The organism is Agrobacterium tumefaciens (assembly GCF_009649785.1).
GTDB classification, from domain to species: Bacteria; Pseudomonadota; Alphaproteobacteria; order Rhizobiales; family Rhizobiaceae; genus Agrobacterium; species Agrobacterium tumefaciens.
Map to the genome: position 1 here is coordinate 111,830 of NZ_WJOK01000006.1, position 24,218 is coordinate 136,047.

Below are 24,218 nucleotides of genomic sequence, written 5' to 3' on the forward strand. Positions count from 1 at the left end.
CTTAGGAGTAAAATGGCTGTGCCACGCCGTTGCCTGCGGCGGTTTTGGCACTGTCGAAGGTGATCTGTGGCTGTGGCTGCTCGTGGTCGAAGGCCATGGCTTGCCCGCCGATGGTGAAGTTGCCGTCCCAGTTGAGGGAGAGTTCGGGGCCACCGGGCGGTGTGACAGACAGCAGGCGCCTGTCGGCGTCGAACATGACCTGCGTGGCGAGAATTCTTTCGCGGAAGTGCGCGAATGCGTTCGTATCTCCGCAGCCGATAATGCCGAGCCAGCCAGCGCGGCGGCCAGGTGATCTGATCTCGCGGTCGGCGGTGGCACCCGCTGTTACAGGTTCAAGCCCATTGGTCGCGTAAAGTGCTGCGAAGCCGCGGCCCGCGCGGGTGATGAGCCAGTTACCCTTCGTCACCACCTCGTCCAGCCCGTCGCGACCGAGATAGGCATGGGTCCAATCATTGCGGTGATCATCCGTATCGAAGATCATCATGGCGATATCCCGGTGCTGCGCCACGCGCGGCAGGATGCCGCTGCCGGCCCAATAAGAGGGGCGCTGTGTGCCCCACGGATCATCTTCGCCGGGATGGTTGACCCACAGCCGCGCCATCGGATGGCCGGCAAGCTTGATGTCCATGACGTGCTGCTGGTGGCCCTTGCGACCTGTCTTGTGGTCCACCACAGTGGAAAGCTGGGCTGCTTCGTTCTTGAAAAGCACGAGTTTGCCCGGCTCCAGTCCCTGCGCATAACGCGCCTCGACCATGCGGCCGCCTGCCAGTTGCGACAGGGCGGCAAGATGCGGAGGCGGCAGGTAATCTCCACAGCAGAACATCGGCAGCGAGGCGACGCCATTGTTGAGCCAGCCCTGACCGAAGGCAACTTGCGCAAAAGGTGCAAGTTCCGTCAGCGGCCCGGCGCGCAGCTCCTTGTCATAGGCTCTGCCCTGGGAACCGGAGGGAACGCCACCAAGCGTGTGCAAAGCGATCATTTCGAAAATGAGATCGAGCTGGTGGCGGGCGCGGGCGGCAAGTCCCGGTTCGGCCCAATGTTCGATGGCGAGAAGGCCGATGAAATCCACCGGGTAATAGGCGGCCGAATTCCATTCGGCGAGACCGTGCGCCTCGACGCTGTCGAACCAGCGCTGCAGCCGGTCTGCGGCCAGCACCGCCTGCTCCCTGCCGGTGCGCCCGGAGGCGCTGAAGATGGCGTCCGGCAGATAGTCTCCCGCGAGCAGCTGGCTGGTATGGAAGCACAGAACGTGGTTTTCGCTCCAGAACCACATGACGTCGTTGCCGGGTTCGTCCACCCAGTATCGATAGGAGAGAATAGAAGAGTGGATCCGCTCAAGCATCTGAGGGGGAAGCCGGTCACCATAGGCGCGCACCAGCCAGAGAAGTGGCACCAGCACGAAATCGGAGCAATCCTCGCGCCGGTCGATGGACCGCAGCGTTGCGTCGACGATGCCGGAAATCGTCTTCATGTCACCGCTGCCGGTAGCGACCATGGCCAGCGCACGGCCGATGCGCCATGCACCAAAGCGGGCGCTGAAGGACAATGCCGCTTTCTTTCGCTCGGCAATATCGGTGGCGGCCGGTTGTGGCGCCATATCGCCCATGAAGGCTGCGTCGATGACGCGCGTTACCGTTCCGGCACCTGAACCGATGGTGATCCTGACGCCATGATATCCGTCCGAAATGCCTGCCGTCTCGGGGATCGTCAGGGTCGATTGCCCGGCTTTCAGCACGGTATCGACCTCGGCAAGGGCGGCGCGCTCGTGGCCGTGGCTTTTCACCGCGATGTGGACGGGAAGGTCGCTGGCAGGTGCTGCCCCGAAAACCAGCTCGAGGGCCGCGCTGGAAAAAACGTCGCGTGCGGGGCGAACATCGCGCACCAGTGCGGCAAGACGTTTCGTTTCTTCCCGGTCGAGCGGCACCGGCAGCACGACGGTGAGCGGCGTGGCGTCCGTAACCTCAAGCTCGAAGAACCAGATGATGTCACGTTCCGCCAGATCTTCGCAAAGCAGCAGCACTTCGTTATCGCCGGCCGCAAGTTCGAGCGTGATATCGCGCCTGCTTTCGACATTGCGGATAAAGGGCTCAAAGCGGACCTGTTCCACGCCGCCCACCCAGATGCGCACGCCGCCGCAGGTGCGCAGCCGGAAATGCGCCTGTCTTGTGGTGTCGCTGCGGAACGAGCCCTTCAGCCAGCGCTGCACATGGGTCGGAACGTGCCAGAAACCGGTGAATTCAACGCGTCGGTTGGAACCCGGCAGGTTGAGGTGCGAAACCGTAAAGCTGGAGTCGGGCGCGATGTCGCGGCCGATCATCGTCTGTTGAAAGGCCTTGCGGCAGGGCAGGTCGCCAACATCCACAAAGCCGTTGATGAAGCGATAATCGACCCGGTCTTCCGCCGGTGCCGCAATTCCCGGAAATGAGGTTTCCACCAGATCCGAGACGATCCAGGCGGTAACCGTTTCGCCTGGCGGTACGGTATATGTGGGCTGCGACAAGCCCGTCGCCAATGGTCCATCCGTCATAATGGATCGCCTCCCGTCGATCTTTATGAAATTATTTTCACAAATCTATTTTCGCTTTGTTGCGTCGATTTGTGCGATTTAGCCGAAACAAACAGCTTGACGTTTATTCTGTCAAGTCGCAAAACAAGCGAAATCGAATTAAGACGAGGAGCTTCAATTCGATTTGTGAAAAGTTTTTCATTGGGAGGATGAGCATGCTGAAACTGTTTTCGGGCGTCAGCGCCCTCGTATTGGCCTCTATCGCCGGCCTTTCGGTCGCAGAGGCCGAGACAAGAACGATCACGTTCCTTTTTACGGATGACGACCAGGGTTATGTGCAGCGCATGTCTGAACTCAGCAAGGAGTTCGAGGCGGCCAATCCGGGCGTGAAGATCAACTTCGTGTCTTCCGGTTATGATGCCGTTTCCAAGCAGCTGCCGGTACAGCTAGCGGTGGGCGAGGGGCCGGATGTTGCCAAGATCACCGACTGGCAGCTCGCTTCCTACTATCTCGACATGCGCCCCTACATGAAGGATGCGGATGGCTTTGCCAAACTGCACGGCTCGAGCCTTGCCCAGCTTCGTCTGCCTGGTGTCAACGATCCGCAGTCGATCAACGGTTACATGGCCTCGCAGACACTGAACCTGCCCTTCGTCAACAAGACGCTGTTCGAGCAGGCGGGTGAACCCTTGCCCGGCCCAACCGCGAAATTGAGCGAGATTGTCGAGGCGTCCGCGCGCGTTGCCAAGTCGACCGGCGTGCAGATTCCCTTCACCATGGACCGCTCCGGCCACCGCTTCTCCGGCGGCGCCTTCGCTTATGGTGCGACCTATGTGAAGGACGGCAAGTTCAGCTTCCCCGACGACGCGGCGAAAAAATACATCTCCGACATCTACTCATGGACGCAGAACGGCAGCTTCCCAAAGGAAATGTGGGGTGCTGCGGGTGGCTCGCAATACAAGAACATGGGCGATGAATTCGTCAACGGCAATGTCGTGACCTATCTGGCCGGCAACTGGATGGTCAATCCGTTCCAGAACAAGATCGGTGACAGCTTCGAATGGACCGCGATCAACGCCCCCTGCGGCGATGCCGGTTGCTATGCCATGCCCGGCGGCACGGCGATTGTCGGCTTCAAGCGCACCAAATATCCCGAAGATGTCGCCCATTTCGTCGAATTTCTCGGCTCTGAAAAGGTGCAGCGGGAAATCGCCGAAAATTACGTGATCCTGACGGGCGCCGAAATCGTCGATCCGCAATACAAGCTGAAGAGCGAAAACGCCAAGGCGGCGATGAAGGTCTTTCTGGACAACAAGAAGAATGTGCCGCAGGCCGCCCGCGAATTCGAGCACGCCAAGGGTGGCACTGCCATGTATCAGCAGATCGTCCAGCGCATGAGCCAGCTCATCGTCGGCGAACTGACGCTCGACCAGACCTACAAGGTCCTGGAAGACGATGTCGCCAAGATCAATGAGGCCGTTGCGGTCAAGAAATGATGAGCGCCCGTTCTTTCATCACGAAATAACGATGCTCTCGATCTGCCCGGAGTTATGCTCCGGGCATACGTCACCGCTTGTTCGCCGGCTGTTGTGGCATATGCGATCTGACTTAATCAGCAAGTCGAAAAAAAACTGCAATACGCCCGGCATAAAAGCTGACGGCGAGGCGCGCCGGAAGCTGCGTGCGCGCTTCGTCACGCGTCATTCGCTGAAATCATAGGATTCGTCATGGCTAAACTGAAGATGTCGTCTTTTCCGTTCGTGCGGTCGGCCTTGCTTGCCTCCGTCGCATTGCTTGTTCTTGTCCCGAACGCACAGGCATTCGAGCGCACTCAACCCGCAGGTCAGGGTTATGCCATTACGGTACCCGAACCCGCAGTAAGATATCCGCTGCCGCTTTCCGACACCTATCGCAACCAGACTGGCAAGAACGCCAGGGGCGAAGACGTCCGTGCCTATGACGACCGCGACAATCCCGTCATCGAAATCCTCTCGGGTTTTAATCGCATCTGGACGCTGGGCGATGAAAAATGGGCGGATGGCGGCGCCAATGGCGACGGTCCGAGTGATTTCAGCCATGTGAAGGCCGTCAATCCCGCTGTCTGGCAGGAAAACATGCGTTACGTGCTTTCCGTAACCGGTGAGAACCGCACCCCCGCCGCGGCCTTGAACGCCTATATGAAAGACCGCCGCTCGCAGGGTTACAGCATGATCGACGGCATGGGGCCGCTTGCTCCGTGGTATCGCGAAGGCGCGGGCGCGACGACGACCATCAACCACACCCTGGCGGATTTCGATCCGAACGAGGTCATCACGCGCAAGGAAGAGGACAAGGGCACCGAGGCTGGAGCGGCCGATTCCGAGCTGAAGGATGTCGTGGCCCTCATGAAGGTAATGCGTGGCCCGGAAGGTACGACGTCGCCAGCGAAATATTTCTATTCTACGCCGCGCCCATGGCGCATGAATGCCAAGGGCGAGGTGATAGAGACAGGTACCGAGACCATCGGCGACCGCAAGTTTGAAACTTACGAAACCGATCCCGGCGTCATTGTGCCCGCGCTCAAATATGCGCGCGAGAACCGTGGACGCGGCAAGGATGGCGGCTTTCCGAGCGGTCACACCAATGCCGCCTATCTCGCTGCCATCACTTATGCCTACGTTGTGCCGGAGCGGTTTTCCGAATTGCTGACTGCCGCTTCCGAGCTTGGCGAAAGCCGTATCGTTGCAGGGATGCATTCCCCAGTCGACGTGATCGGCGGCCGCATTACGGCCACCGCTATAGCCGCCGCTATTCTGCAGGATCCGAAAAATGCCGATCTCAAGAAGGCCGCGCATGATGAATTGCAGGCCTATTTTGCCAAACGCTTACCAGCGGGACACTCCCTGATCGACTTTGCCCATAGCGCGAAACCGGATGTAGACCCTTTTGCGGATGCGGCGACCAACGAGGCTGATTATCGCCGGCGTATGACCATGTCCTTCAGCCGCGACAAAACCGTTGGCGATGCGCCCATGGTGGTGCCGAAGGGTGCCGAGGTTCTGCTGGAGACACGCCTGCCTTATCTCGATGCCGCACAACGCCGCGCCGTCCTGTTCTCCACTGGTATCGAGGCCGGTTATCCGCTGCTTGACGACAGCAATGGCTGGGGCCGGATCAATCTGGTGGCCGCCGCTGCCGGTTACGGTGCCTTTAACGGCGATGTCGACGTGACGATGGATGCTGCGGCGGGCGGGTTCAATGCGGCTGACCGCTGGACGAACGATATTGCCGGGGCAGGGCGTCTCGTCAAATCAGGCAGTGGTGCGCTCACGCTCACCGGCGCCAACAGCTATAGCGGCGGCACCGTCTTGCAGGACGGAACGCTTGTGGCATCCTCCACAAACGCGCTTGGTACAGGTGGCGTGCTGGTCTCCGGCGGAACGCTTTTGCTGAACGGCGACAGTGACATCGTCATTGGCGGCGATTATGCCCAGGCGGGCGGCACGCTGGCGCTTGATCCGCAAAAGGCTTCGCTGCGGGTCAAGGGCAACGCGACGCTTGATGGTGCAACCCTGCGGCTCGCCTTCGATGGCGCCGCACCCGCTGCCGGCAAGCGCTTCAACGTCATCGCCGCAGACGGCCTGACTGGCACCTTCGCTGCGATCGACGCGGGCAATGTGAAGGTGCGGCCGGTTTATACCGGCTCGGCGCTGTCCGTGGTGGTCGAATAGGCTGCGAGGCCAAGGTTTCGCGGGCGCGGTTTAATCGCCGCGCCCGGCCGACCCTGGTTACAGGAAATAACGGATCCTGAGCGGCAGCAATGTGGCGCCGAGTGCCGAGGAATCGCCTTCTGTCTCGCTGAGCACCAGTTTTGCTTCCTGCGGGCCGATGCCGTAACGGTGTTCGCGTTGCGAGGGCATGTGTACACGTTCGATCATCATCCGGCCGAGTGCGCGCGGCAATTGTCCACCAAAGACGATCGCCTGTGGATCGAGAACTGCAATCAGGCTCGCCACCAGCCGGTCCACCTGCGGCATGGTCCGCTCAAGCCATTCCTCGACGCCCGGCCAGGCAGGGTCAAAATGCTGATAGAGCGCTTCGATCGAATCTATCTCGCTCCCGTGTTTCTGCAGCGTCGCGATCAGATATTGCAGCGCCGGCCGCCTGTCGGCTTCATCCGGGTTGAAGATGCCGCTGAATTCACCGGCATTGCCGTGAAAACCGTAGAATGGCTGACCTCCCAGAATGAGACCGCCGCCGAAACCATAGTTGAAGGATAGATAGGCGAAGGTCTGGCACCACAGTCCCACACCGCGAAGGCTTTCGCCGATCGCGCCGGTGGTTGCGTTGTTTTCCAGCCAGACCGGTAGACGGAATTTCTCTTCAAGGATCGGTTTCAGGTCCATCAGCGACCAGTCGCGCAATGGTTCCGGCGCGTTGAACGCCCGATCTTCCGACACGAAAAATCCCGACATGGAAAAGCCGAGGCCGAGCAGGCGTTCGCGCGGGATGCCGTGGTCCGCCAGCAACCGGTCCAGAGCGAGCGACAGTGCGGCAAGCGTCATTTCGCGATCGCTGGGAAGCATCCGCAATTTTTCTTCGACAACCACCATGCAGCGGAAATCGGCAATGCAGATCACCACGGAGTCAGTGTTGATGGAAATTCCGAGCGAATAGGCCGCCTCAGGCACCAGTTCAATGGTCGGGCTCGGCTGGCCACGCGTTCCTTTAAGCGGTGCGCCGGTACGCAAAAGGCCGCGTTCCAGCAGGCCTTCGATCAACCGATGCACGGATTGCTGCGTCAGGTTCGTGTGACCGGTAATTGTTGCACGGGCAATGGGGCCGTGGCGGCGCACGATATCGAGAATGAGGCGCTCATTCTCGCTGGCAAGCGGCTGGCGGTCGAAGGTCTGGCGCGGTGTCTTATCTGTTGTCATGGCCTTGGATAGCGGCTGCACAAGGCCTTCGCAACTCGGGCCGCGCGCCGGGGACGGCATTTTTCACTGGACTGTCACAAATAATACACTTAGAGTGTAGTAATAAGAAGCCGGTCAATAACGGATCCCCAGGAGGAACCATTCAATGAGCATGAAATTTATTGCGATCGCCGCGCTTGCGCTGGCGACGACGGTAGCGCCTTGCCTTGCGGCGGATACCAACATGAAGAACCTCGACTTCGATCTGTCGAAGGTTACGCGCGAAAATTTCTATGACATCGTCGTTCCCGCTGCCAAAGCGGAAGGCACGGTGACGATGTACAATTTCGCCGGCAGTTTCGCGGATACGTGGAAAGAACTGATCACCCGGTTCGAGGCCAAATATGGCATCAAGGTTACCTATAGCGACGTAAAGGGTGATCAGGCGAACCAGCAGCTCATCGCCGTGCAGGCGGCTGGGCAGGATTCACCCGTCGACGCCTATTTCGCTGGCGGTGGCGGTTATCCGCTTTTGTCTTCCAAGGGCGTCGTCGGCAATATTCCGCTGACGAAGATCTTGCCCAACATGGCCAATTACAATCCGGAACTGGCCGAGACCGTCTTCGGCAAGGCGCATGGCGGCAGTTTCCCTCTTGTGCATCTCAACCAGACCGCACTCGGCTACGATTCCGCCTTCGTGAAAGCCGAAGACGTGCCGAAGAGCTTTGACGATCTTCTCGTCTGGGCTGAAAAGAACCCGAAGCGCCTTGGCGTCACCCTGCCAGCCAAGGGCGGCTCCGGCGGCGGCTTCATCTATTCCGTGGCGCTCAATTATCTCACCGGCGACTGCCGCAAGCAGCTTACCGACTATAATCAGACGCTGCAGCAGGCCGAAGACTGGGCAATGACGTCCGAGTGCCTTACGCCGGTCTGGGATTATTACCGCCGTCTTCTTGCCGTGGCTGAACTGACCAACGGCAACGCCGACACGCTTAACCTGATCAACAACCAGCAGCTCTACATGGGCACCGTCTGGGAAGACCAGGTCATGAGCTTCCTCGGGACCAAGCAGTTGCCGGAGAGCTTCCGCGTCACGCTGCTGGAAAAAGGCCAGGTCGGCTCGGGCGATGCCATTTTCGTGCCGGCAAATGCCAAGAACGTCGCGTCCGCCCTGCTTCTGATCGATATGGCGATGAGCAAGGAGTTCCAGCTCTGGAAGCTGGAGAACAAGGCTTCGCGGTCTCCACGGGCGGATGTCACCAACGACCTGATGCCCAAAGCCGTACAGGAGCATGTTCTGCCGCAAAGCGTTTATCCGCGCCTGTCGGTTCCGGCGTTCTGGGACATGTCGACGGCCCTTGCCGAAGCGCTCGATGAAAAAGTGCTCAACCAGTAACACCTGCCCGGATCGACCGGACCGTGGGGCTGGAAACCGCCAAACGGTCCGGGAGCCTTGGTCGCAACCATGAGGGAGCCTCGCCATGAGTGAACTCGAGATCAGCAATATCAGCAAGGATTACGGTTTGAGCCGGGCGCTTCATCCCGTGTCGATCACTGTCGAGCGGGGCGAATTCGTCACCATTCTCGGCCCCTCGGGCTGCGGCAAGTCCACGCTTTTGCGCATCCTCACCGGCATCAGCCAGCCTTCGGGAGGCGAAGTCCGGCTGGGCGGCAAGCGTATCGATCAGGCGCCGCCGGAAGCGCGCGACATCGCCTTGGTTTTTCAGTCCTATGCGCTTTTCCCGCATATGTCGGTTGCCAAAAACCTTGGCTTCGGCCTGAAGATGAAGAAGGTCCCGAAGGACGAGCGCGCGCGCCGCATCGCCCATGCGCTTGAAATCTGTAATCTTGCCGGTCTGGTGGATCGCATGCCGCGGCAACTGTCCGGCGGGCAGCAGCAGCGCGTGGCGCTGGCGCGCGCCATTGTCATGCAGCCAAGCCTCTTGCTGTTCGACGAGCCGCTCTCGAACCTCGACGCCAAGCTCCGCGACACGCTGCGCCATGAACTGACTGAACTTCACCGCCGGATCGGCGCGACCAGCCTTTATGTGACGCATGATCAGGCCGAGGCCATGGCGATGTCGGACCGGATCGTGGTGATGAATGCCGGCCGCGTCGTTGAAGTGGGAACACCGCTCGAACTTTACCGTGCGCCCAAACACGCCTTTACCGCCGGTTTTCTGGGGCAGACCAACCTTTTGCCGGTTTTGGCTGAGGGTAGGCAGGCGCAATTGCCCTGGGAGCAGTCCGTAACGCTGGATGCGACTGCTGCCGGCTCCGCACAGATTTCGGTTCGTCCGGAAAACATCCACATCAGCGCCGACGAGGCGGGTGCCGGCACGGTCTCTGCCGTTTCCTTCATGGGCGCCAATGCGCTCTATACGGTCGAAATCGGCGGCCACCAGATCAAGATCAGCCAGTCCGGTGCGGAAAATCTTATCGATGCGGGACGCAGGGTCGCCTTGCGTTTTCCCGGATCGGTGCATTTGCTCGATGACGGGCAGGCAGGGGAGGCGGCGTGATGCGCGGGGTGCTTCGCGACAGGCGCGCCCAGCTGCTGGTCCTGCTTGCGCCGGGAGTGGGGTATTTGCTGATCTTCTTCGGCGGTCCGCTGCTTTCGGCACTGATCGGCAGCTTCAGGCAGGACGATGGCAGCTTCACGCTGATGTTCTACGAGCGGATCTTCACACGTCCGTCGATGATCCGCGGCCTGACGACTTCCATCTATTACGGTGTCATGCCGGTGATGGTGTCGCTTGCGGCTTCGGTGCCGCTGGCGCTTCTGATCCGCAAGAGCTTTCTCGGCCGCAAGCTGTTCAGCGGCCTTTACAAGCTGCCGATGGCGGTGCCCGGCATTATCGTTGGCCTGATGGTGATCGTCGTTTTCGAAAGGGGCGGTTTTCTCGACCGGCTGGTCGCGCCGCTCGGGCTTGAGTTGCCCAAACTCGTGCGTGACGACTGGGGCATTGGCGTCATTCTCGCCAGTGTCTGGAAGCAGATACCCTTCATGACGCTGATCATCGCCAGTGCCTTTGCCGCCATTCCGGAGGACATCCGTTACGCGTCGCGCACGCTTGGGGCTTCGCGGCTGAAGACCTTTCTGTTCGTCGAAGTTCCGCTCGCGATGCCAGGCATCACCGCCGCCATCCTTCTTACCTTCATCGGCTCCATGGGTTCCTACGCCATTCCCGATATTGTCGGTCCGCCCACTGCCCGGCCGCTTTCGGTTCTCATGGTCACGGAGTTCAATCAGGGGCGGTTCAATCAGGTCTATGCCATGGGCATGGTGCTGAGCCTCTTCGCGGTCTCCGTCCTGCTTCTGTATTACTCCCTGACATCCCGCATCGGCCCCGGCCAAACCCGAGGAGACGCATAATGAGCGCCATTGCCCTCGAACCTGTCACCATGACCCGCCGCCGCACCTTCACGCCGGACGACCGGATTTTTGTCTCCATCGGGCTCTTTACCGCGCTGGCGCTCGCTATCGCCGTGCCTCTGGTGCTGATGTTCCTGTGGAGCATTGCCGATGGATGGACGCCGCCTCTGGTGGTGCCGAAGGATTACACCACCACGCGCTGGGCGAGCATTCTTGGCGATGCAAGCCTCATCCAGGCCGCCGTCAACAGCATCCTCATCGCCCTCGTCGTGACTTTCTCCACGGCCGCGATCGCCCTGCCCACCGCGTGGGCCATGGCCCGTTTTCCCTTCCGGCTGAAACGGCTGGTGGAGATCTTCATTCTGGCCCCCATCATCATTCCGGGGCTGGTCGTCGCTGTCGGCATCGGCCAGGTGTTTCTTCTTTTTGGTCTCGCTTATTCGGTGACCGGGGTTATCCTTGTGCAGATCGTCGGCACGCTGCCGCTGATGATACGGCTGATGACGGCGACGCTCGAAACCATTCCCGACGACCTGATCCATGCCGCCCGTTCGCTCGGCGCGGGAACGGCCGGCATTGTCATTCACATCATCCTGCCGCTTGCGGTGCCCGGCCTTCTGGCCGGTGGCCTGATGTCCTTCATCGGCAGCTTCGAGGAATTCGACAAGTCCTTCATCGTCGGTGCGCCTGTCGTGCAGACGCTGCCGATCAAGCTCTACATGTATCTCGACCCCTATTCGATGCAGATCCCGCTGGCCTCCATCGTCTCCTTCATCCTGCTTCTTCCCGCACTCGTCGTTTTCATCATCGCCGGCCGCATTCTGCGTGACGACCTGATGGCGGCGGGCATGGGGAAAATCTGATCCGGGCAACCCAACTCCGGTAAACGCAACATCCGAAAGTGAAAAAAATGCCTCAAACCCTTGCAGCCCAACGAAAAGTCTCCAATCCGTGCAACGTTCTCGCCCTCTGCTCGCGCGACAATCCCGCGATCCTCACCATCGCCCATCGTGGGTTCTGGACCGCGACCGCTGAAAATTCGCTGGCTTCGGTTCGCGCAGCGGTCGCTGCCGGTGTGGAGATGATCGAGATCGACACGCAGGCGACGGCCGATGGCCGGCTGGTCGTCATTCACGACGAGACGCTCGACCGCACGACGACGGGGCGGGGGACAGTGAGCGAACTGGCCTTTGATGTCATCCGTTCCGCACGGCTGAAGGCAGGTGCTGGCGGCGATGCAGCCGATGTGACGGAGGAATGCGTACCGACGCTGGAAGAATTGCTGGAAGAGGCGCGTGGCAAAATCACCGTCAATATCGATACCAAGTTCACCCGTGACCTGCCTCAGGTCATGGAAACCGTACTGCGCCTCGGCGTCGCAGATCAGGTTCTGGTGAAAACCGATATCGATCCTGAAGCCGAGCATTTCGATGTGCTGGATACCGACTGGTTCGGCAAAATCCCGCATATGCCGATGTTTCCGGTGAGAAAGGGCAAGTTTGCCGAGGATCTGCGCCGCATCGAAGCGTTGCGCGCGCCGATGATCGAGGTAAAATTTACCGATATCGCTGATCTGGTCGAAGGCCGCGCCGAAATGGAGCGTCAGAATATCCGCCTCTGGATCAACACGCTCGACGTTTCCCATTGCCTCGATCTCAACGACACGCGCGCACTTTCCGATGCAGAAGGTGTGTGGGGCGCACTGGCGCAGGTCGGCGTCGGTGCAATCCAGACGGATGAAGTCGAGGCCTTTACGGGCTGGCTTAAGGCGGATGCAGGCGAGACGGGCAGGTCATGGACACGATGAACCAGCGCCTCGAGCGTGCAGCCGGCATCATAGAGGAGGCGATGGGTCTTGCCCTTCGCTTTTTCGAAGCGCGCGGCAGCATTGCCACCCGCACCAAGGGTTTTCAGGACTTCGTCTCGGAAGCGGATACCGCGGTTGAAAGGCTGGTGCGCGACCGGCTGGCGGCGGCATTTCCGGGTGAAACCGTTCTCGGCGAGGAGATGGGCGGGATCGCAGATGACGCCTATTGGATCATCGATCCCATCGACGGCACCGCAAACTTCCTGCGCGGCTCACCACTCTGGGGCATCTCGCTGGGCTTCGTGCGCAACGGCGTCCCGGAAATCGGGGTCGTCGCCATGCCAGTCTTCCAGGAGATCTATTCGGCTGCCGAAGGAACAGGGTTGTTGCTGAACGGCAAGCCGCTTGCGCGCGATGTTCCATTTAAGGAAGTGCAGGTGACGTCGCTCGGTGACAGCGCGTCTGCCGATGCCGCGGAGGTGGCGGCGCTCAATGTCGGCTTGAGGCATGCCGGCTGGGTGGTGGAATCCATCCGTTCGACCTCGATTTCACTGGTTTTTGCAGCGCGCGGCATCTTCGATGGCCATCTGCAAAAACTGACGACCATGTGGGACATCGCCGGTGGCGTTGTTCTGGCAAGGGAGGCGGGTCTTGACGTGCGGATTGGAACGCGCGGCGAAACCGGCATTCCCTGGGTTGCCGCCGCAACGCCTGAATTGATGGCCGTGACGGAGACGCTCTGGCCTGAGATCGCGGAATTGGTCCCGGCCGAACTTGCCTGAAATTTCCATAAAAACCGGTGCCGGGTGAGAGATCCAGACACCCGGCGCCTTCCACCGGCAACTGGACCGAAAAAACTCTGACGACTGGTGGTTATGCCCAACCCTTCAGCGCCCGGCCGGAATAATAGCTGGGCGTTGTGGCGCGGTAGATCGGTATGCTGGCGGCACCGAGATGGGGCAGGTCGCTCATCATCGATTTGCGTATTTCAGGCGGCTCGACGAAAAAGTCTTCGCCGAGCATTTCCAGCGAGCCGATGCGCTGGACGATGTGTTCAAGAACCCAGTCGGGTAGCGATCCGCCAAAAATGATGGCGCCGGGATCCATCGTTCGGGCAACCGTCAGCGCCAGCAGACGAAGCTGGTCGGTCGCCCTTTCCAGCCAGGCAACCACGGCGGGGTGGTCGCAATAGCTTTCATCAATATCTTTCAAACGCCGGATGCCCACTCCGTGGGCGGCCAGCGTGTCGCAAAGGTCCTGTCCAGAGGGACGTGGATTGGATTTGGGAAACAGGCCGCCAAACTCGCCGGCATTGCCGTTCGTGCCGCGATAGAGATGGCGCTGAACCACAACGGCGCCGCCTATGCCGTATGTCAGCCAGATCATCGCAAAATTGCGGATGCTTCGACCCGCTCCGTAATATAGCTCCGAGAGGATGACGGTATTGCCGTCATTTTCGTGAAAGACCGGGAAATCGAAATAGGGCTGGAAGTCCTTGTCCACGTCGATGTCGCGCCAGCTCTCGAATTGCTTGATGCGAAAGACATGGCCTCGGTCACGTTTGAAGTGGCCTGGAAAGCTGATGCCGCAGCCAAGCACATCCTTCTTTTTGATCTTTGCCTTTTCAACCACCTGTCGGGCGGCCGTCTCGGCCATCTCCATGATATGCTCGAAACTGTGTCCCTCAAGCTCGGACCTGATTTCCTGCCTGATCGTGCCGTTGAGATCGGCCAGGCAGACACGTAGATCGTCCGGGTTGAAATAGACCCCGAGCGTGAAAAGTCCGTTCGGATTGATCTCGATGGCAGTGGATGGCTTTCCCCGTTTGCCGTCGCTGCGCGCTTCCTCGGCTTCCAGGATCAGGCCGGATTCCAGAAGATTGGCCGTCAGGCGGGTGAGGGTCGGCGCGGAAACATCCATCTCGCGCGCCAGTTCGATGCGCGACATGCCTCCCTTGCCGCGCAGGATTTCGAGCAGACGCCGTTCATTGTAGCCGAGGTCGATCAACCAAGTCTCCCACGAGAAGTTAAGTCGGATGATTAGCGCAATTTCAGTGGCTGTGCACCTTGTTTTCCGGAACGTCCTGACTTTTCAGGTTCGAAGATTAAGAGCGGCTGTCTTCAAATGTTGAGTTTTTTCAGACGGATATTGGATTTTTGTATTCAAGATAAATTGCAGCTTGACTAATTAATTTACGTAAAGAAAATAAATAACAGACGGCGGGTAGCGACACGCAAAATCAATAAGAAATTATGTCGTACTGCCTTGCCAGTCAGGGAACAAAAAAAACGGAGCACCCTTTATGCGTCAATCATGCACTATTTTCGCGCGCCTTGTTGCTGGCGCAACTTTCCTTGCCAGTGCGGCTTTCGCCCATGCGGAAGGTACCGTCGTGGTCTATTCGGCAGCGCCGCAGCAGCTCATGGATGAGTTGCTGCCCATGTTTGAAAAGAAGACCGGCACCAAGGTCGAGCTTGTCAAAGCCGGGTCCGGCGAGCTGATGAACCGCATCAAGGCGGAAAGCGGCAAGGCGGCGGGCGACGTGATCTGGAGCGTTGATGGCACCGTCATCGACTTTTCCGCCGACCTCTTCGAACCTTACAAGCCTGTCGAGGCAGCATCGATCAACCCTGCCTTTTCGCCGAGCACCAACTGGGTTCCTTTTACCGCAGTCGTTACAGCCTTCATCGTCAACAAGGAAGCGCTGAAAGGTGCGCCGGTTCCGACATCCTGGGCCGATCTTGCCAAGCCTGAATACAAGGGTCTGATTTCCTCGGCCCGTGCCGATCAGTCCGGCTCTGCCTATATCCAAATGGCGACGGTTTTGCAGGATTTCGATAGTGAAGAGAAGGGCTGGGAGGTCTATACCGGCATTCTCGGCAACTCCGTTCTTTCTACCTCTTCAGGCGCTGTTCCGCGTTTCGTCAATGATGGCGAGCAGGCGGTTGGTATCACGCTCGAAGACGCCGCCCTGCGCTACAAGCTTGGCAGCGCCCCGGTAGAGATCGTTTATCCGAAAGAAGGCACGGCAATCGCGCCTGACGGCATGGCGCTCGTCAAGGGTGCGCCGAACGCCGAAAACGGCAAGGCCTTCATCGATTTCATCGTCTCCAAGGAAGCGCAGGAAGTCGTGGTGAAAGCCGGTCGTCGCTCTGTCAGAACCGATGTTCCTGCCAATTCGGCGCTCGTTCCGCTGTCCGATGTTCCGGATGCGAAATACGACTTCAAGTGGGCTGCGGAAAACCGCTCGCGTCTGATGGAAAAGTGGAACGAGATCCTGCTCGACGTCCAGTAAGAACATTGCCGGGGGCGGTGCGTCAGGCAACCGTCCCCTGCTTACCTCTTTCACAACAGCATTTTCGTTCCGTCCACCGTGGTCGCGTGCCGCGCAGGATATGTCATGGAGCAGCACATGGCCGCCGTAGAAATTACCAGCATCAAGAAAAGTTACCGGGATGTCGTTGCCCTCTCCGACATCAACATCTCCATTCCCTCCGGATCGTTTTTTACGCTTCTTGGACCCAGCGGTTGTGGCAAGACGACCCTTTTGCGCACGATTGCCGGTTTTCACCAGCAGGATAGCGGCAGCATCAGCATCGAAAGACAGGCGATCGAACATGTGCCCGCCCACAAGCGCGATGTCGGCATGGTCTTTCAGGATTATGCGGTGTTTCCGCATATTTCGGTATTTGACAACATTGCCTTCGGTCTGAAACAGCGCAAGGCGTCTTCAGCCGAGATCCGCGAACGGGTCAGCAAGATTCTCGATGTCGTGCAGCTCGCTCCCTATGCCAAGCGTATGCCTCACGAACTCTCCGGCGGCCAGCAGCAGCGTGTGGGTCTTGCGCGCGCACTCGTCATCAACCCGAAAGTGCTGTTGATGGACGAGCCGCTGTCCAACCTCGATGCCAAACTTCGCGTGGACCTGCGCCGGGAACTGCGTGAAATCCAGCAGGCCATGAACATCACCACCGTCTATGTCACGCATGATCAGGAAGAGGCGCTTGCCATGTCCGATCTGGTTTGCGTCATGTATGGCGGCGTCATTCAGCAGGCTGCACCACCCTGGGAAGTCTACAACAATCCCGCCAACCGCTTCGTCGCGTCGTTCGTGGGCGCAAACAACTTCCTGACGCTTGACCGTTCGGGCGGACAGACATCCATTTCCGGCCACAAGGTCGCATTGCCGCAGGCGGATGCGATTTCCCCGCAGCGGAAGATCGTCGCCGCCATCCGCCCGGAGGCGATTTCTGTCGGTCCTGCCGCGATCGATGGTGACGAGCGCATCGAACTGCCCGTGACCATAAGACTGGTCAGCTTCACGGGGCGTGAGATGAACGTTGCAGCCGTTCTCTCGTCGGGCGAGGAAATCGAGGCGATCACCAAGCCATCGCCTGAGATCATTGCACTGCAGCCCAACCAGAAGACCACTTTCTCCTGGCGCGCGGCCGATGCGAAGCTGTTCGGCGAGGGCGTAACCGGGGAGCGCCTGTCATGACGGATATGACTGCGACTGCGACTCCCGGCGGTTTCCGCCTGCGACTGCCAGGTTTTTGGACAAGCGTGACGGTATTTGCCGTCATCCTGCTGGCGATATTCCTGATCCTGCCGATTTTCAGCGTCTTCTTCATCAGTTTCTTTGATGCCAAAACCGGGGCCTTCGGTCTCAGCAACTACGCGGAAGTGTTCACGCGACGTTTTTACACCGTCGCACTCTGGAATACGCTTCTGATCGGCGTGCTGGGCATGCTGGGCGCCTGCCTTCTCGGTATTCCGCTTGCCTTTTGCACGTCCCGTTACCGCATCAAGGGGCGCACTTTCATTGCCACTTTCGCGGTTCTGGTTCTGTGCGCACCGCCGTTCATTGGTGCTTACGCCTGGATTATGCTGTTCGGTGCCAACGGTGCTGTCACCAATCTCTTGTCCTTCGCCGGCATTTCATTGCCGACGATCTACGGAATCCCGGGCATTGTGATGGTCTTCAGCCTGAAGTTCTTTCCCTACATCTTCCTGATGACGGAGAACGCGCTGAACACCATCAACAAGTCCTATGAGGACGCGGCGGAAAATCTCGGCTGCACGGCGTTCGAGCGTTTCCGCAAGATCACCTTGCCGCTGGTCTTTCCTGCAGTCAGCACCGGCGCGATCATCTGCTTCGTGCTGTCCATCGCCGACTTCGGAACGCCTGCAATCCTCGGCAAGGGCATCAGAACGCTTTCGACCATCGCCTATGCGCAATACACCTCCGAAATGGCCGGTACGCCAACCATGGCGGTGACGATTTCCATGGTGATGATTGCAATTTCGATGGCGGCACTTCTGTTGCAGCGGCACATTCTCGCCAAGCGCCGTTACGCCAGTTCACTGACCAACAGGCCGGTAAAGCAGTCCATGCGCCCGTTGAAGTCGTTCATCGTGCACGGCTTCTGCTATCTGGTCGTCTTCATCGCCATGCTGCCGTCGCTCACGGTCATCTACACCTCCTTCCTCGCAACCAGCGGTCCCGTCTTTACCGGCGGCTTCGGGTTGGACAGCTATGCCCGTATCCTTCGTGATTCACCGCAGGCGATTGCCAACAGTTTCACGTTTGCACTGGCTGCCGTGGTACTGATTGCGATCGTTTCCGGCCTGCTGTCCTTCATCGTGGTGCGACGCGACAATGCTGTCTCCGGCTCGCTCGATCTCCTGCTGATGGTGCCTTACCTCATTCCCGGCGTTGTCATGGCGATCGGCTACGTTACGACGTTCCGCTATCCACCCTTTGATATCACTGGGACGGCGCTCATCATCATCGTCCTGGTGTTTATCCGCCGGCTGCCCTACGGCGTCCGCTCCACAACATCGATCCTCAGGCAGATCAAGCCGTCCATCGAGGAGGCTGCGGTCAATCTCGGGGCTTCGCCGGCAAAGACCTTCGTGTCGGTGACGGTGCCGCTGATGCTGCCAGGTCTCATCATCGGTTCGCTGATGAGCTTCATAACGGCTATCAACGAGCTGTCCTCGACGCTGATCCTCTACACGGCACGAACGATCACCATGCCGGTTCTCATCTATGTTCAGGTGATTGACGGCGAGTTTGGCACGGCTGCGGCACTTTCAACCGTCCTTCTGGTCAGCACCGGACTTTGCGTCTTCATCGTGTTCCGCCTCTCGGAAGACAAAGAAGCCTCTTTCGTCTGAAACCATACCATCCCTCACCAAACGACTGCAGGAGCGGCGACATACGTGTCGCCGCCAGCCTCCCTCTGCCCAGCCTCCCTCTGCAAGGAATACACGACGATGAATATCGCGAGCTTTTCGCAATCGAAATACAAGAACGCCGCAACGCCCGGGGACGATGTGGCGCTGATCATACCGGGACGGGTTCTGGCCGTTTTTGACGGTGCGACCGACCCGACCGGTGCAAGTTACGGCGGCTTGAGCTCGGGCCGTATCGCAGCACTTGCTGCCGCAAATGCCGTGGCGAAAATGGGCCTCGATGGCACGCTGGAAAAAATTGCCGCGCCCAAGCTTTTTCAGAACATCAGCGATATCCTGAAGCAGGAGGCCGAGCGCATCAATGCCAGCCATCCACCGTCGACAACCCTGGCAATCGTTGCCGACCTGGGAGACAGTTTCCGCCTGCTTCTGGCAGGCGATTCCGGTGTGCGTATCAACGGCTCCCGGTTGCTGCAGCATGCAAAGCTTATAGACAAGGTAAGTACATCGGCGCGCATCCTTGTCTTCAAACAGCTTTTTGCCGCTTTGAGGGATGGTGATGCAGCCGAGGCACGCACGCGTGCGACCATCTTTTCCGGCCTGCGTTCCGCTGTCGAAAACGGCATCATGACTGCGCAGGAGGCGAAGAATGTTGTCGTTGCCGCAGCCCGCATGAGCGGTCTTGAGAGCGATATCGAAGCAGTCGAGGAATTTCTGATGGGAGGAATTCGCGTCCAGCCGCAATTCGCAAACAGGCAGGGACACGTACTGGGATACGCCTCGGTCAATGGCGGAACGGTCATAGAAGAGGGGACGGTCGATCTTAGCATCGCCAAGGACACGCTTGTGAGCCTTGAAATCTTTTCCGACGGTTATCTGTCTCTGCCGACTGGAACCGATGTCGCTGACTGGGAAGCGGAATTTGCCCGCGTCGAGACGGCCGATTTTCACAAACTCGCCGACTATCCTTCGGTAAAAGGCTCGACAAGCACCGAATTCAGCGATGACAGGACGGTCGTCTGCCTGAATGGCTGGTAAGGGCAGGGTGCGGTGCCGTCGCCGCGGCACTCTCAAAGTCCGAGGAATTTGAAAGGCTTGCTGTCCTTCAGCCTGTCGTTCGCCATGCCGGAGTAGATGTGGATCTGATTTGGCCCCAGGTCGAGTTTCTTCACGGAGCCTGTTTCTTTCGAGACGTCGAGCTTAGTCATGTCTATCCAGAAGATGTTCGGCGTCAAAGCGGATTCGAAGAAATAGAGCTTTCGCTTGTGGTCGATCACCGTGCGCCAGCGCGTTGAAGAAATGTTCGGCTGGTCGGGGGTGGTTATGCCATAGGGCACCGAGACGTTGCGGATGACGCTGAACACGCTGGCGATTGCCTCGACCGGGTCTTCGCTTTTGGGGATTGCATTGGCGTAAAACGCTGCGCGTGCAAATCGGTCCGATGCCCGGTTCGTGCCGGGAAGCATTACCGTGCCCCCGATCTGCGTCCAGTATTCGTTGAGGGCCAGCTGTTTGTCGAAAGTCGGGGAATTGGTCATCACCTGGTATTTGCGGCTGTGGTGAATGACCTGTTTGCCATCGATATATTCAACGATTGCGCTGTCGCCGCTGGCATCCGACAGCGATAGATGCAGCGTTGCGAGACGTTCTTCCCCCGGCACACTGTCCGTCACCACCGTGAAGGGGTTCTTTTCGAGTGCGCTGACGGCCTCGCCGACCGTGGCGAAATTGTCGAGTACATATTGCGCCCATGCCGCAATGGACAGTCCCGGAGACTTGCCATCATAGGCCGGGTAACTCGACTCGACCAGCCAGAGCACGTTGGCGGCAAGGCCAGCTTCGTTCATGCCATCCGTGGTGGAAATATCGTAGCCCGAGGCAATGACGCTGCCGTATTTCGAGGTCCATTTGACCGAGTTCGGCCCGGCCTCGCCAGATCGCTCCATGCCGCGCGGAAAGACCCAGATGTTCGTGCCAACATCTGTTTTCCAGTCCATGGAGCGGGCAGTCATGACCTGGTCGTTTTCACCCAGATAGACGAACCGTGTGCAGGCTTCAGCCACCGATGTCGCAAGCGTGGCAATGGAAAAAACGGTGGCGGTGCAGGCAGACAAAAAAGGAATGGTCTTCGGTCGCATGGTGCATCCTTCGGTGCTCGCGGCGCGATTGCAGCGTATGATAGAAAATCGGACTTGTTGCCGGATGTCAAATCGGTTTACCTTCGGTGCCGGACGGGGGGTAAGCCTTTGCTAAAATTATCTATTTTTTCGACCGTTATGGTTTTTTCCGCAAGCTTGGCCTTAGGTGCGGATGCGCAGAGTTTCACTCCCGCGGGAGTTGATCAACCCGATTGGGCGCTTCAGGTCACGGGCTATTTGTGGGCAACCGGGTTGAACGGCAACATTTCACCGTTCCGGCGTGCGCCGACGCTTCACGTCGAGAAATCATTTTCCGACGTCATGGATGATCTCAACTTCGGGGGATTTGTTAATATCTGGGGGCGGTACGACCGCTTCGTTCTGTCCGGCGACTTGATGTATGTCGACACGACCGACAGCAAGGCCACCGGCCCGTTGCCGGCCCTGCAAATTCCCGGCTTGCCGACGCTGCCCCCGGGGGCGGCCATCAACGCTGATGTCGATACCCAGGAATTCATGGCAACGCTGCAGGCCGGGTATCGGATCGTGGATACGGAAGGGTTCACGCTCGATGCGCTGGCGGGTGCACGCTTCTGGCATATTTCCAACGAGGTTGCGGTTACGGCCAGTCACCCATTGATCGGCAGCGTGTCGGCAACCCATAAGGAAAACTTCGGCTGGGTGGATCCAGTCATCGGCGCAAGGGTATTCTTTGGCGTGACGGACCGGCTTTCACTTCAGGGTCAGGTAGACATCGGCGGATTTGGCGCAGGATCGGATCTGACATGGTCGGCCCTGGCGACGGTGAACTACATCTTTACCGATACACTCTCCGTCTCGGCCGGCTACAAGGTGCTTGATGTCGATTATTCGCATGACGGCTACGTCTTCGATTCGCGGCTGAGTGGCCCTGTTGTCGGGCTGACCTACAGGTTTTGACGGTTTACGCCCGACGCACACCCTGTGCGGTCTACCCGCCTGTGGTTGTGACGATGCACTTCGCCCGCTGCGTCCGCGCTTTGCACTGATGTTTGTTGGGGCTTGTCCTGATCTCATCCGCGCATGGACCACTGACCGTCCCGCGTGACCTTGACACAGCGACCATGCCGACTAGACGGGGTCTCATGTTAATTTTTTGGGAGTATAGACATGAAATCGCTGGCAGCCGTTTCGGCTTTCGTGGGAAGAACCTTTGCGGTCTGGGTCATTTTGTTTGCCGTGCTCGGCTTTTATTTTCCAGAAACCTTCAAGCAGATTGCGCCGTGGATCGTTACGCTTCTGTCGATCATCATGTTCGGCATGGGGCTCACACTTTCGGTAGACGATTTTCGTGAAGTCGTGAGGCGCCCTGTTGATGTCACCATCGGTGTGCTCGGCCAATTCCTCATCATGCCGTTACTTGCGGTGCTGCTGACTCTGTTAATCCCGATGCCACCGGAAGTGGCAGCAGGTGTCATCCTGGTTGGCTGCTGCCCGGGCGGCACATCGTCCAATGTCATGACATATCTTTCGAAGGGCGATGTCGCCCTTTCCGTCGCCTGCACGTCAGTGACGACGCTTGCTGCTCCCTTGGTGACGCCATTCCTCGTGTGGTTGTTCGCCAGCCAGTTCCTGCCCGTTGATGGCTGGGCAATGTTCCTGAGCATCGTCAAGGTCGTTCTGGTGCCGCTGGCACTTGGAGCCGCCTTGCAGAAGCTGTTGCCAAACGTCGTCAAGGCGGCTGTGCCTGCGTTGCCGCTTGTCAGCGTGATCGGTATCGTTCTGATTGTTTCGGCGGTTGTCGGCGCATCGAAAGGTGCGATAGCCCAGTCTGGACTGATGATATTTGCCGTCGTGGTTCTCCATAACGGTCTTGGATATCTGCTTGGCTATTTTGCGGCGAAGGCGACCGGTCTCTCCCTCGCCAAGCGCAAGGCAATCGCCATCGAGGTGGGAATGCAGAACTCCGGTCTCGGTGCCGCTCTTGCGACGGCATATTTCTCGCCTCTCGCAGCTGTGCCCAGCGCCATCTTCAGCGTCTGGCACAATATCTCCGGCGCGCTGCTGGCCAACTGGTTTTCGGGCCGCGTGGACACGACGGCGACGACGAAAGCCGGATAGGATTGCCGGACGAAGATTGGCCGACGGGATATGAAGCAGCCCGAAAGGGGTTCTTCGAAACATGACGCCTTAGATCCGTAACGTCTTGACCAAAATCGCCATAGACGCGGAAGCACTATCCGCGTCTATGGCGGCAGGCGACGATCAAGAGCATGAAAGTGTGAAAGCCCCGACCGGTTTCATATCGATATAGGTGTCGGCTGCAAGGTTGCTTGTTATTGCACCACAAAGACTGCCGGTGGTGACAATCTGTCCGCGCTTCAGCGTTCCATTCCTGTTGAGGGGGGAATTGGCGAAAGCGATAAGCGGGGCGAGCGGATCGATATTGGGGTGTTTCACCACCGCATCGAAACGAAGCTCTGTACCTTCGGTCACCGTCAGATGCGGCAGATCCCCGGTATTTTCGGCAAAGGTATTAACGATTGCCGCGTCGATTTCCGGCCCGAGAACAAACCCGCCATTGGCAAGGCGATCCGCCAGAAACAGCGGGAAGGGGACCTGGTTCTTTTCCACCAACCGGTATCCGAGCAGCTCGACGCCGAGGTGAACGGCGTCGATATGCGTCAATATATCGGCTCTGCTGAACGGGGCCGTCGTTGCGGCAGGAATATCGGAGGCGAGGGTGAAGCAGATTTCTACTTCGATGCCTTCAATGTCTCTTCCCGTAAAAGACGCGACGTTATCCTCATCGACGCCGTAACAATCGACCATCGGCGCAGCAACCGCGTTCCCGTCCGGCCGGATCGCCAGCTTCCAGCCCCCCACCGTTTTGCCTGAAGCTTCAACGAAAGCGCGTTGAACGGCCATGGCATCTTCAAGGCTGTCTGGAGCGAGGCCATCCACCTCGATTGACGCCAGCGGAATTTTGCTGCTGTTCAGGCCTGCTTTCACAAGGCTCTGGGCCAGTTTTTCGATCGCCGTCATTCCCGTCATCATCCCTGCTTCAGTCTATTGGCCGAATGCTGTCACGATTTGGCGCTGCTTGCCAAGGCCATCTATGCCAAGTTTGACAACATCTCCTGCTTTCAGGAAGACCGGCGGCTTACTTCCATGGCCGACGCGGGGCGGCATACCGGTTGTGACGACGTCACCAGGTGTGAGCCGCATCGGGCCAGAGCACTAGGTTTTGTAGATTGTCGATTTGGTCCGGGTTCACAAGCCATGGGGCGAGCGGACTGAAGCTTGGCCGCCGAGGATG

At 58.8% G+C, this 24,218-nt stretch carries 20 protein-coding genes; 14 read left to right on the forward strand and 6 right to left on the reverse strand.

What is annotated here, in order from left to right; genetic code table 11:
- Position 1: 1 nt before the first annotated feature.
- Positions 2–2,527, reverse strand: a complete 2,526-nt coding sequence (locus tag GH784_RS08425; RefSeq protein ID WP_153793333.1) for a hypothetical protein — start codon at positions 2,525–2,527, stop codon at positions 2–4.
- Positions 2,528–2,721: 194 nt separating this feature from the next.
- Here GH784_RS08425 and GH784_RS08430 point away from each other — a divergent pair, with 194 nt between their 5' ends.
- Both GH784_RS08430 and GH784_RS08435 read left to right on the forward strand, forming a co-directional pair.
- Complete coding sequence (locus tag GH784_RS08430) at positions 2,722–4,002, forward strand: ABC transporter substrate-binding protein (RefSeq protein ID WP_004431072.1); 1,281 nt, start codon at positions 2,722–2,724, stop codon at positions 4,000–4,002.
- A gap of 231 nt (positions 4,003–4,233) precedes the next feature.
- A complete protein-coding gene (locus GH784_RS08435) occupies positions 4,234–6,216 on the forward strand; it encodes an acid phosphatase (protein WP_153793334.1) in 1,983 nt (660 codons plus the stop codon).
- 57 nt (positions 6,217–6,273) lie between these two features.
- On the opposite strand, the gene GH784_RS08440 is transcribed toward GH784_RS08435, so the two are convergent.
- A complete protein-coding gene (locus tag GH784_RS08440; protein WP_065688625.1) occupies positions 6,274–7,422 on the reverse strand; it encodes an ROK family transcriptional regulator in 1,149 nt (382 codons plus the stop codon).
- A 145-nt stretch (positions 7,423–7,567) separates the two neighbouring features.
- Here GH784_RS08440 and GH784_RS08445 point away from each other — a divergent pair, with 145 nt between their 5' ends.
- The 6 genes from GH784_RS08445 (at position 7,568) to GH784_RS08470 (ending at position 13,366) form a co-directional block, all read left to right on the forward strand.
- Positions 7,568–8,797: an ABC transporter substrate-binding protein gene (locus tag GH784_RS08445; protein ID WP_065660248.1), complete on the forward strand. Its 1,230-nt coding sequence runs from the start codon at positions 7,568–7,570 to the stop codon at positions 8,795–8,797.
- An 85-nt stretch (positions 8,798–8,882) separates the two neighbouring features.
- Positions 8,883–9,923 carry an ABC transporter ATP-binding protein gene (locus tag GH784_RS08450; protein ID WP_153793335.1) on the forward strand — a complete coding sequence of 347 codons (1,041 nt, stop codon included), beginning with the start codon at positions 8,883–8,885 and terminating at the stop codon, positions 9,921–9,923.
- Positions 9,923–10,777, forward strand: coding sequence for an ABC transporter permease (locus GH784_RS08455; protein ID WP_153793336.1), 855 nt, complete (start codon positions 9,923–9,925; stop codon positions 10,775–10,777). The genes GH784_RS08450 and GH784_RS08455 overlap by 1 nt, the downstream gene beginning before the upstream one ends.
- Positions 10,777–11,640: an ABC transporter permease gene (locus tag GH784_RS08460; protein ID WP_153793337.1), complete on the forward strand. Its 864-nt coding sequence runs from the start codon at positions 10,777–10,779 to the stop codon at positions 11,638–11,640. The genes GH784_RS08455 and GH784_RS08460 overlap by 1 nt, the downstream gene beginning before the upstream one ends.
- 47 nt (positions 11,641–11,687) lie before the next feature.
- On the forward strand, positions 11,688–12,584 hold the full coding sequence (locus tag GH784_RS08465; RefSeq protein WP_153793338.1) for a glycerophosphodiester phosphodiesterase family protein: 897 nt from the start codon (positions 11,688–11,690) through the stop codon (positions 12,582–12,584).
- The gene (locus GH784_RS08470; RefSeq protein ID WP_173995262.1) at positions 12,572–13,366 is read left to right on the forward strand and encodes an inositol monophosphatase family protein; all 795 of its coding nucleotides are present in this window, start codon (positions 12,572–12,574) and stop codon (positions 13,364–13,366) included. Before GH784_RS08465 ends, GH784_RS08470 begins: the two co-directional genes overlap by 13 nt.
- 91 nt (positions 13,367–13,457) lie before the next feature.
- Here the strand turns inward: GH784_RS08470 and GH784_RS08475 are convergent, their stop codons facing one another.
- Entirely contained in the window at positions 13,458–14,591 is a 1,134-nt protein-coding gene (locus GH784_RS08475) for an ROK family transcriptional regulator (protein ID WP_113048952.1), read from the reverse strand.
- A 295-nt stretch (positions 14,592–14,886) separates the two neighbouring features.
- Between GH784_RS08475 and GH784_RS08480 the strand changes: the two genes are divergently transcribed.
- From GH784_RS08480 to GH784_RS08495, 4 genes are all read left to right on the forward strand, one after another.
- Positions 14,887–15,879, forward strand: a complete 993-nt coding sequence (locus GH784_RS08480; protein ID WP_065663325.1) for an ABC transporter substrate-binding protein — start codon at positions 14,887–14,889, stop codon at positions 15,877–15,879.
- A gap of 117 nt (positions 15,880–15,996) precedes the next feature.
- On the forward strand, positions 15,997–17,082 hold the full coding sequence (locus GH784_RS08485) for an ABC transporter ATP-binding protein (RefSeq protein ID WP_153793339.1): 1,086 nt from the start codon (positions 15,997–15,999) through the stop codon (positions 17,080–17,082).
- On the forward strand, positions 17,079–18,764 hold the full coding sequence (locus tag GH784_RS08490; protein WP_035200257.1) for an ABC transporter permease: 1,686 nt from the start codon (positions 17,079–17,081) through the stop codon (positions 18,762–18,764). The genes GH784_RS08485 and GH784_RS08490 overlap by 4 nt, the downstream gene beginning before the upstream one ends.
- Before the next feature lie 99 nt (positions 18,765–18,863).
- Positions 18,864–19,820 carry a hypothetical protein gene (locus GH784_RS08495; protein ID WP_153793340.1) on the forward strand — a complete coding sequence of 319 codons (957 nt, stop codon included), beginning with the start codon at positions 18,864–18,866 and terminating at the stop codon, positions 19,818–19,820.
- A 32-nt stretch (positions 19,821–19,852) separates the two neighbouring features.
- Here GH784_RS08495 and GH784_RS08500 read toward each other — a convergent pair whose 3' ends face one another.
- The gene (locus GH784_RS08500) at positions 19,853–20,920 is read right to left on the reverse strand and encodes a linear amide C-N hydrolase (RefSeq protein ID WP_065688514.1); all 1,068 of its coding nucleotides are present in this window, start codon (positions 20,918–20,920) and stop codon (positions 19,853–19,855) included.
- Between the two features lie 138 nt (positions 20,921–21,058).
- On the opposite strand from GH784_RS08500, the gene GH784_RS08505 reads away from it, so the two are divergent.
- Positions 21,059–21,859, forward strand: coding sequence for a hypothetical protein (locus GH784_RS08505; protein ID WP_065663327.1), 801 nt, complete (start codon positions 21,059–21,061; stop codon positions 21,857–21,859).
- Positions 21,860–22,069: 210 nt separating this feature from the next.
- Positions 22,070–23,020, forward strand: coding sequence for a bile acid:sodium symporter family protein (locus GH784_RS08510; RefSeq protein WP_004431095.1), 951 nt, complete (start codon positions 22,070–22,072; stop codon positions 23,018–23,020).
- A gap of 144 nt (positions 23,021–23,164) precedes the next feature.
- Here GH784_RS08510 and GH784_RS08515 read toward each other — a convergent pair whose 3' ends face one another.
- Positions 23,165–23,944 carry a 2-keto-4-pentenoate hydratase gene (locus GH784_RS08515; RefSeq protein ID WP_153793341.1) on the reverse strand — a complete coding sequence of 260 codons (780 nt, stop codon included), beginning with the start codon at positions 23,942–23,944 and terminating at the stop codon, positions 23,165–23,167.
- Between the two features lie 24 nt (positions 23,945–23,968).
- Positions 23,969–24,127 carry a fumarylacetoacetate hydrolase family protein gene (locus GH784_RS08520; protein ID WP_376909259.1) on the reverse strand — a complete coding sequence of 53 codons (159 nt, stop codon included), beginning with the start codon at positions 24,125–24,127 and terminating at the stop codon, positions 23,969–23,971.
- Positions 24,128–24,218: the final 91 nt, after the last annotated feature.

Coding starts and splice junctions, on each gene's coding strand:
- GH784_RS08505 (WP_065663327.1), top strand. CDS start 21,059: ATGGTTTTTTCCGCAAGCTTGGCCTTAGGTGCGGATGCGCAGAGTTTC.
- GH784_RS08515 (WP_153793341.1), bottom strand. CDS start 23,944: ATGACGGCGATCGAAAAACTGGCCCAGAGCCTTGTGAAAGCAGGCCTG.
- GH784_RS08470 (WP_173995262.1), top strand. CDS start 12,572: ATGGACACGATGAACCAGCGCCTCGAGCGTGCAGCCGGCATCATAGAG.
- GH784_RS08450 (WP_153793335.1), top strand. CDS start 8,883: ATGAGTGAACTCGAGATCAGCAATATCAGCAAGGATTACGGTTTGAGC.
- GH784_RS08465 (WP_153793338.1), top strand. CDS start 11,688: ATGCCTCAAACCCTTGCAGCCCAACGAAAAGTCTCCAATCCGTGCAAC.
- GH784_RS08485 (WP_153793339.1), top strand. CDS start 15,997: ATGGCCGCCGTAGAAATTACCAGCATCAAGAAAAGTTACCGGGATGTC.
- GH784_RS08445 (WP_065660248.1), top strand. CDS start 7,568: ATGAGCATGAAATTTATTGCGATCGCCGCGCTTGCGCTGGCGACGACG.
- GH784_RS08460 (WP_153793337.1), top strand. CDS start 10,777: ATGAGCGCCATTGCCCTCGAACCTGTCACCATGACCCGCCGCCGCACC.
- GH784_RS08520 (WP_376909259.1), bottom strand. CDS start 24,127: ATGCGGCTCACACCTGGTGACGTCGTCACAACCGGTATGCCGCCCCGC.
- GH784_RS08440 (WP_065688625.1), bottom strand. CDS start 7,422: ATGACAACAGATAAGACACCGCGCCAGACCTTCGACCGCCAGCCGCTT.
- GH784_RS08510 (WP_004431095.1), top strand. CDS start 22,070: ATGAAATCGCTGGCAGCCGTTTCGGCTTTCGTGGGAAGAACCTTTGCG.
- GH784_RS08490 (WP_035200257.1), top strand. CDS start 17,079: ATGACGGATATGACTGCGACTGCGACTCCCGGCGGTTTCCGCCTGCGA.
- GH784_RS08455 (WP_153793336.1), top strand. CDS start 9,923: ATGCGCGGGGTGCTTCGCGACAGGCGCGCCCAGCTGCTGGTCCTGCTT.
- GH784_RS08500 (WP_065688514.1), bottom strand. CDS start 20,920: ATGCGACCGAAGACCATTCCTTTTTTGTCTGCCTGCACCGCCACCGTT.
- GH784_RS08480 (WP_065663325.1), top strand. CDS start 14,887: ATGCGTCAATCATGCACTATTTTCGCGCGCCTTGTTGCTGGCGCAACT.
- GH784_RS08425 (WP_153793333.1), bottom strand. CDS start 2,527: ATGACGGATGGACCATTGGCGACGGGCTTGTCGCAGCCCACATATACC.
- GH784_RS08495 (WP_153793340.1), top strand. CDS start 18,864: ATGAATATCGCGAGCTTTTCGCAATCGAAATACAAGAACGCCGCAACG.
- GH784_RS08430 (WP_004431072.1), top strand. CDS start 2,722: ATGCTGAAACTGTTTTCGGGCGTCAGCGCCCTCGTATTGGCCTCTATC.
- GH784_RS08435 (WP_153793334.1), top strand. CDS start 4,234: ATGGCTAAACTGAAGATGTCGTCTTTTCCGTTCGTGCGGTCGGCCTTG.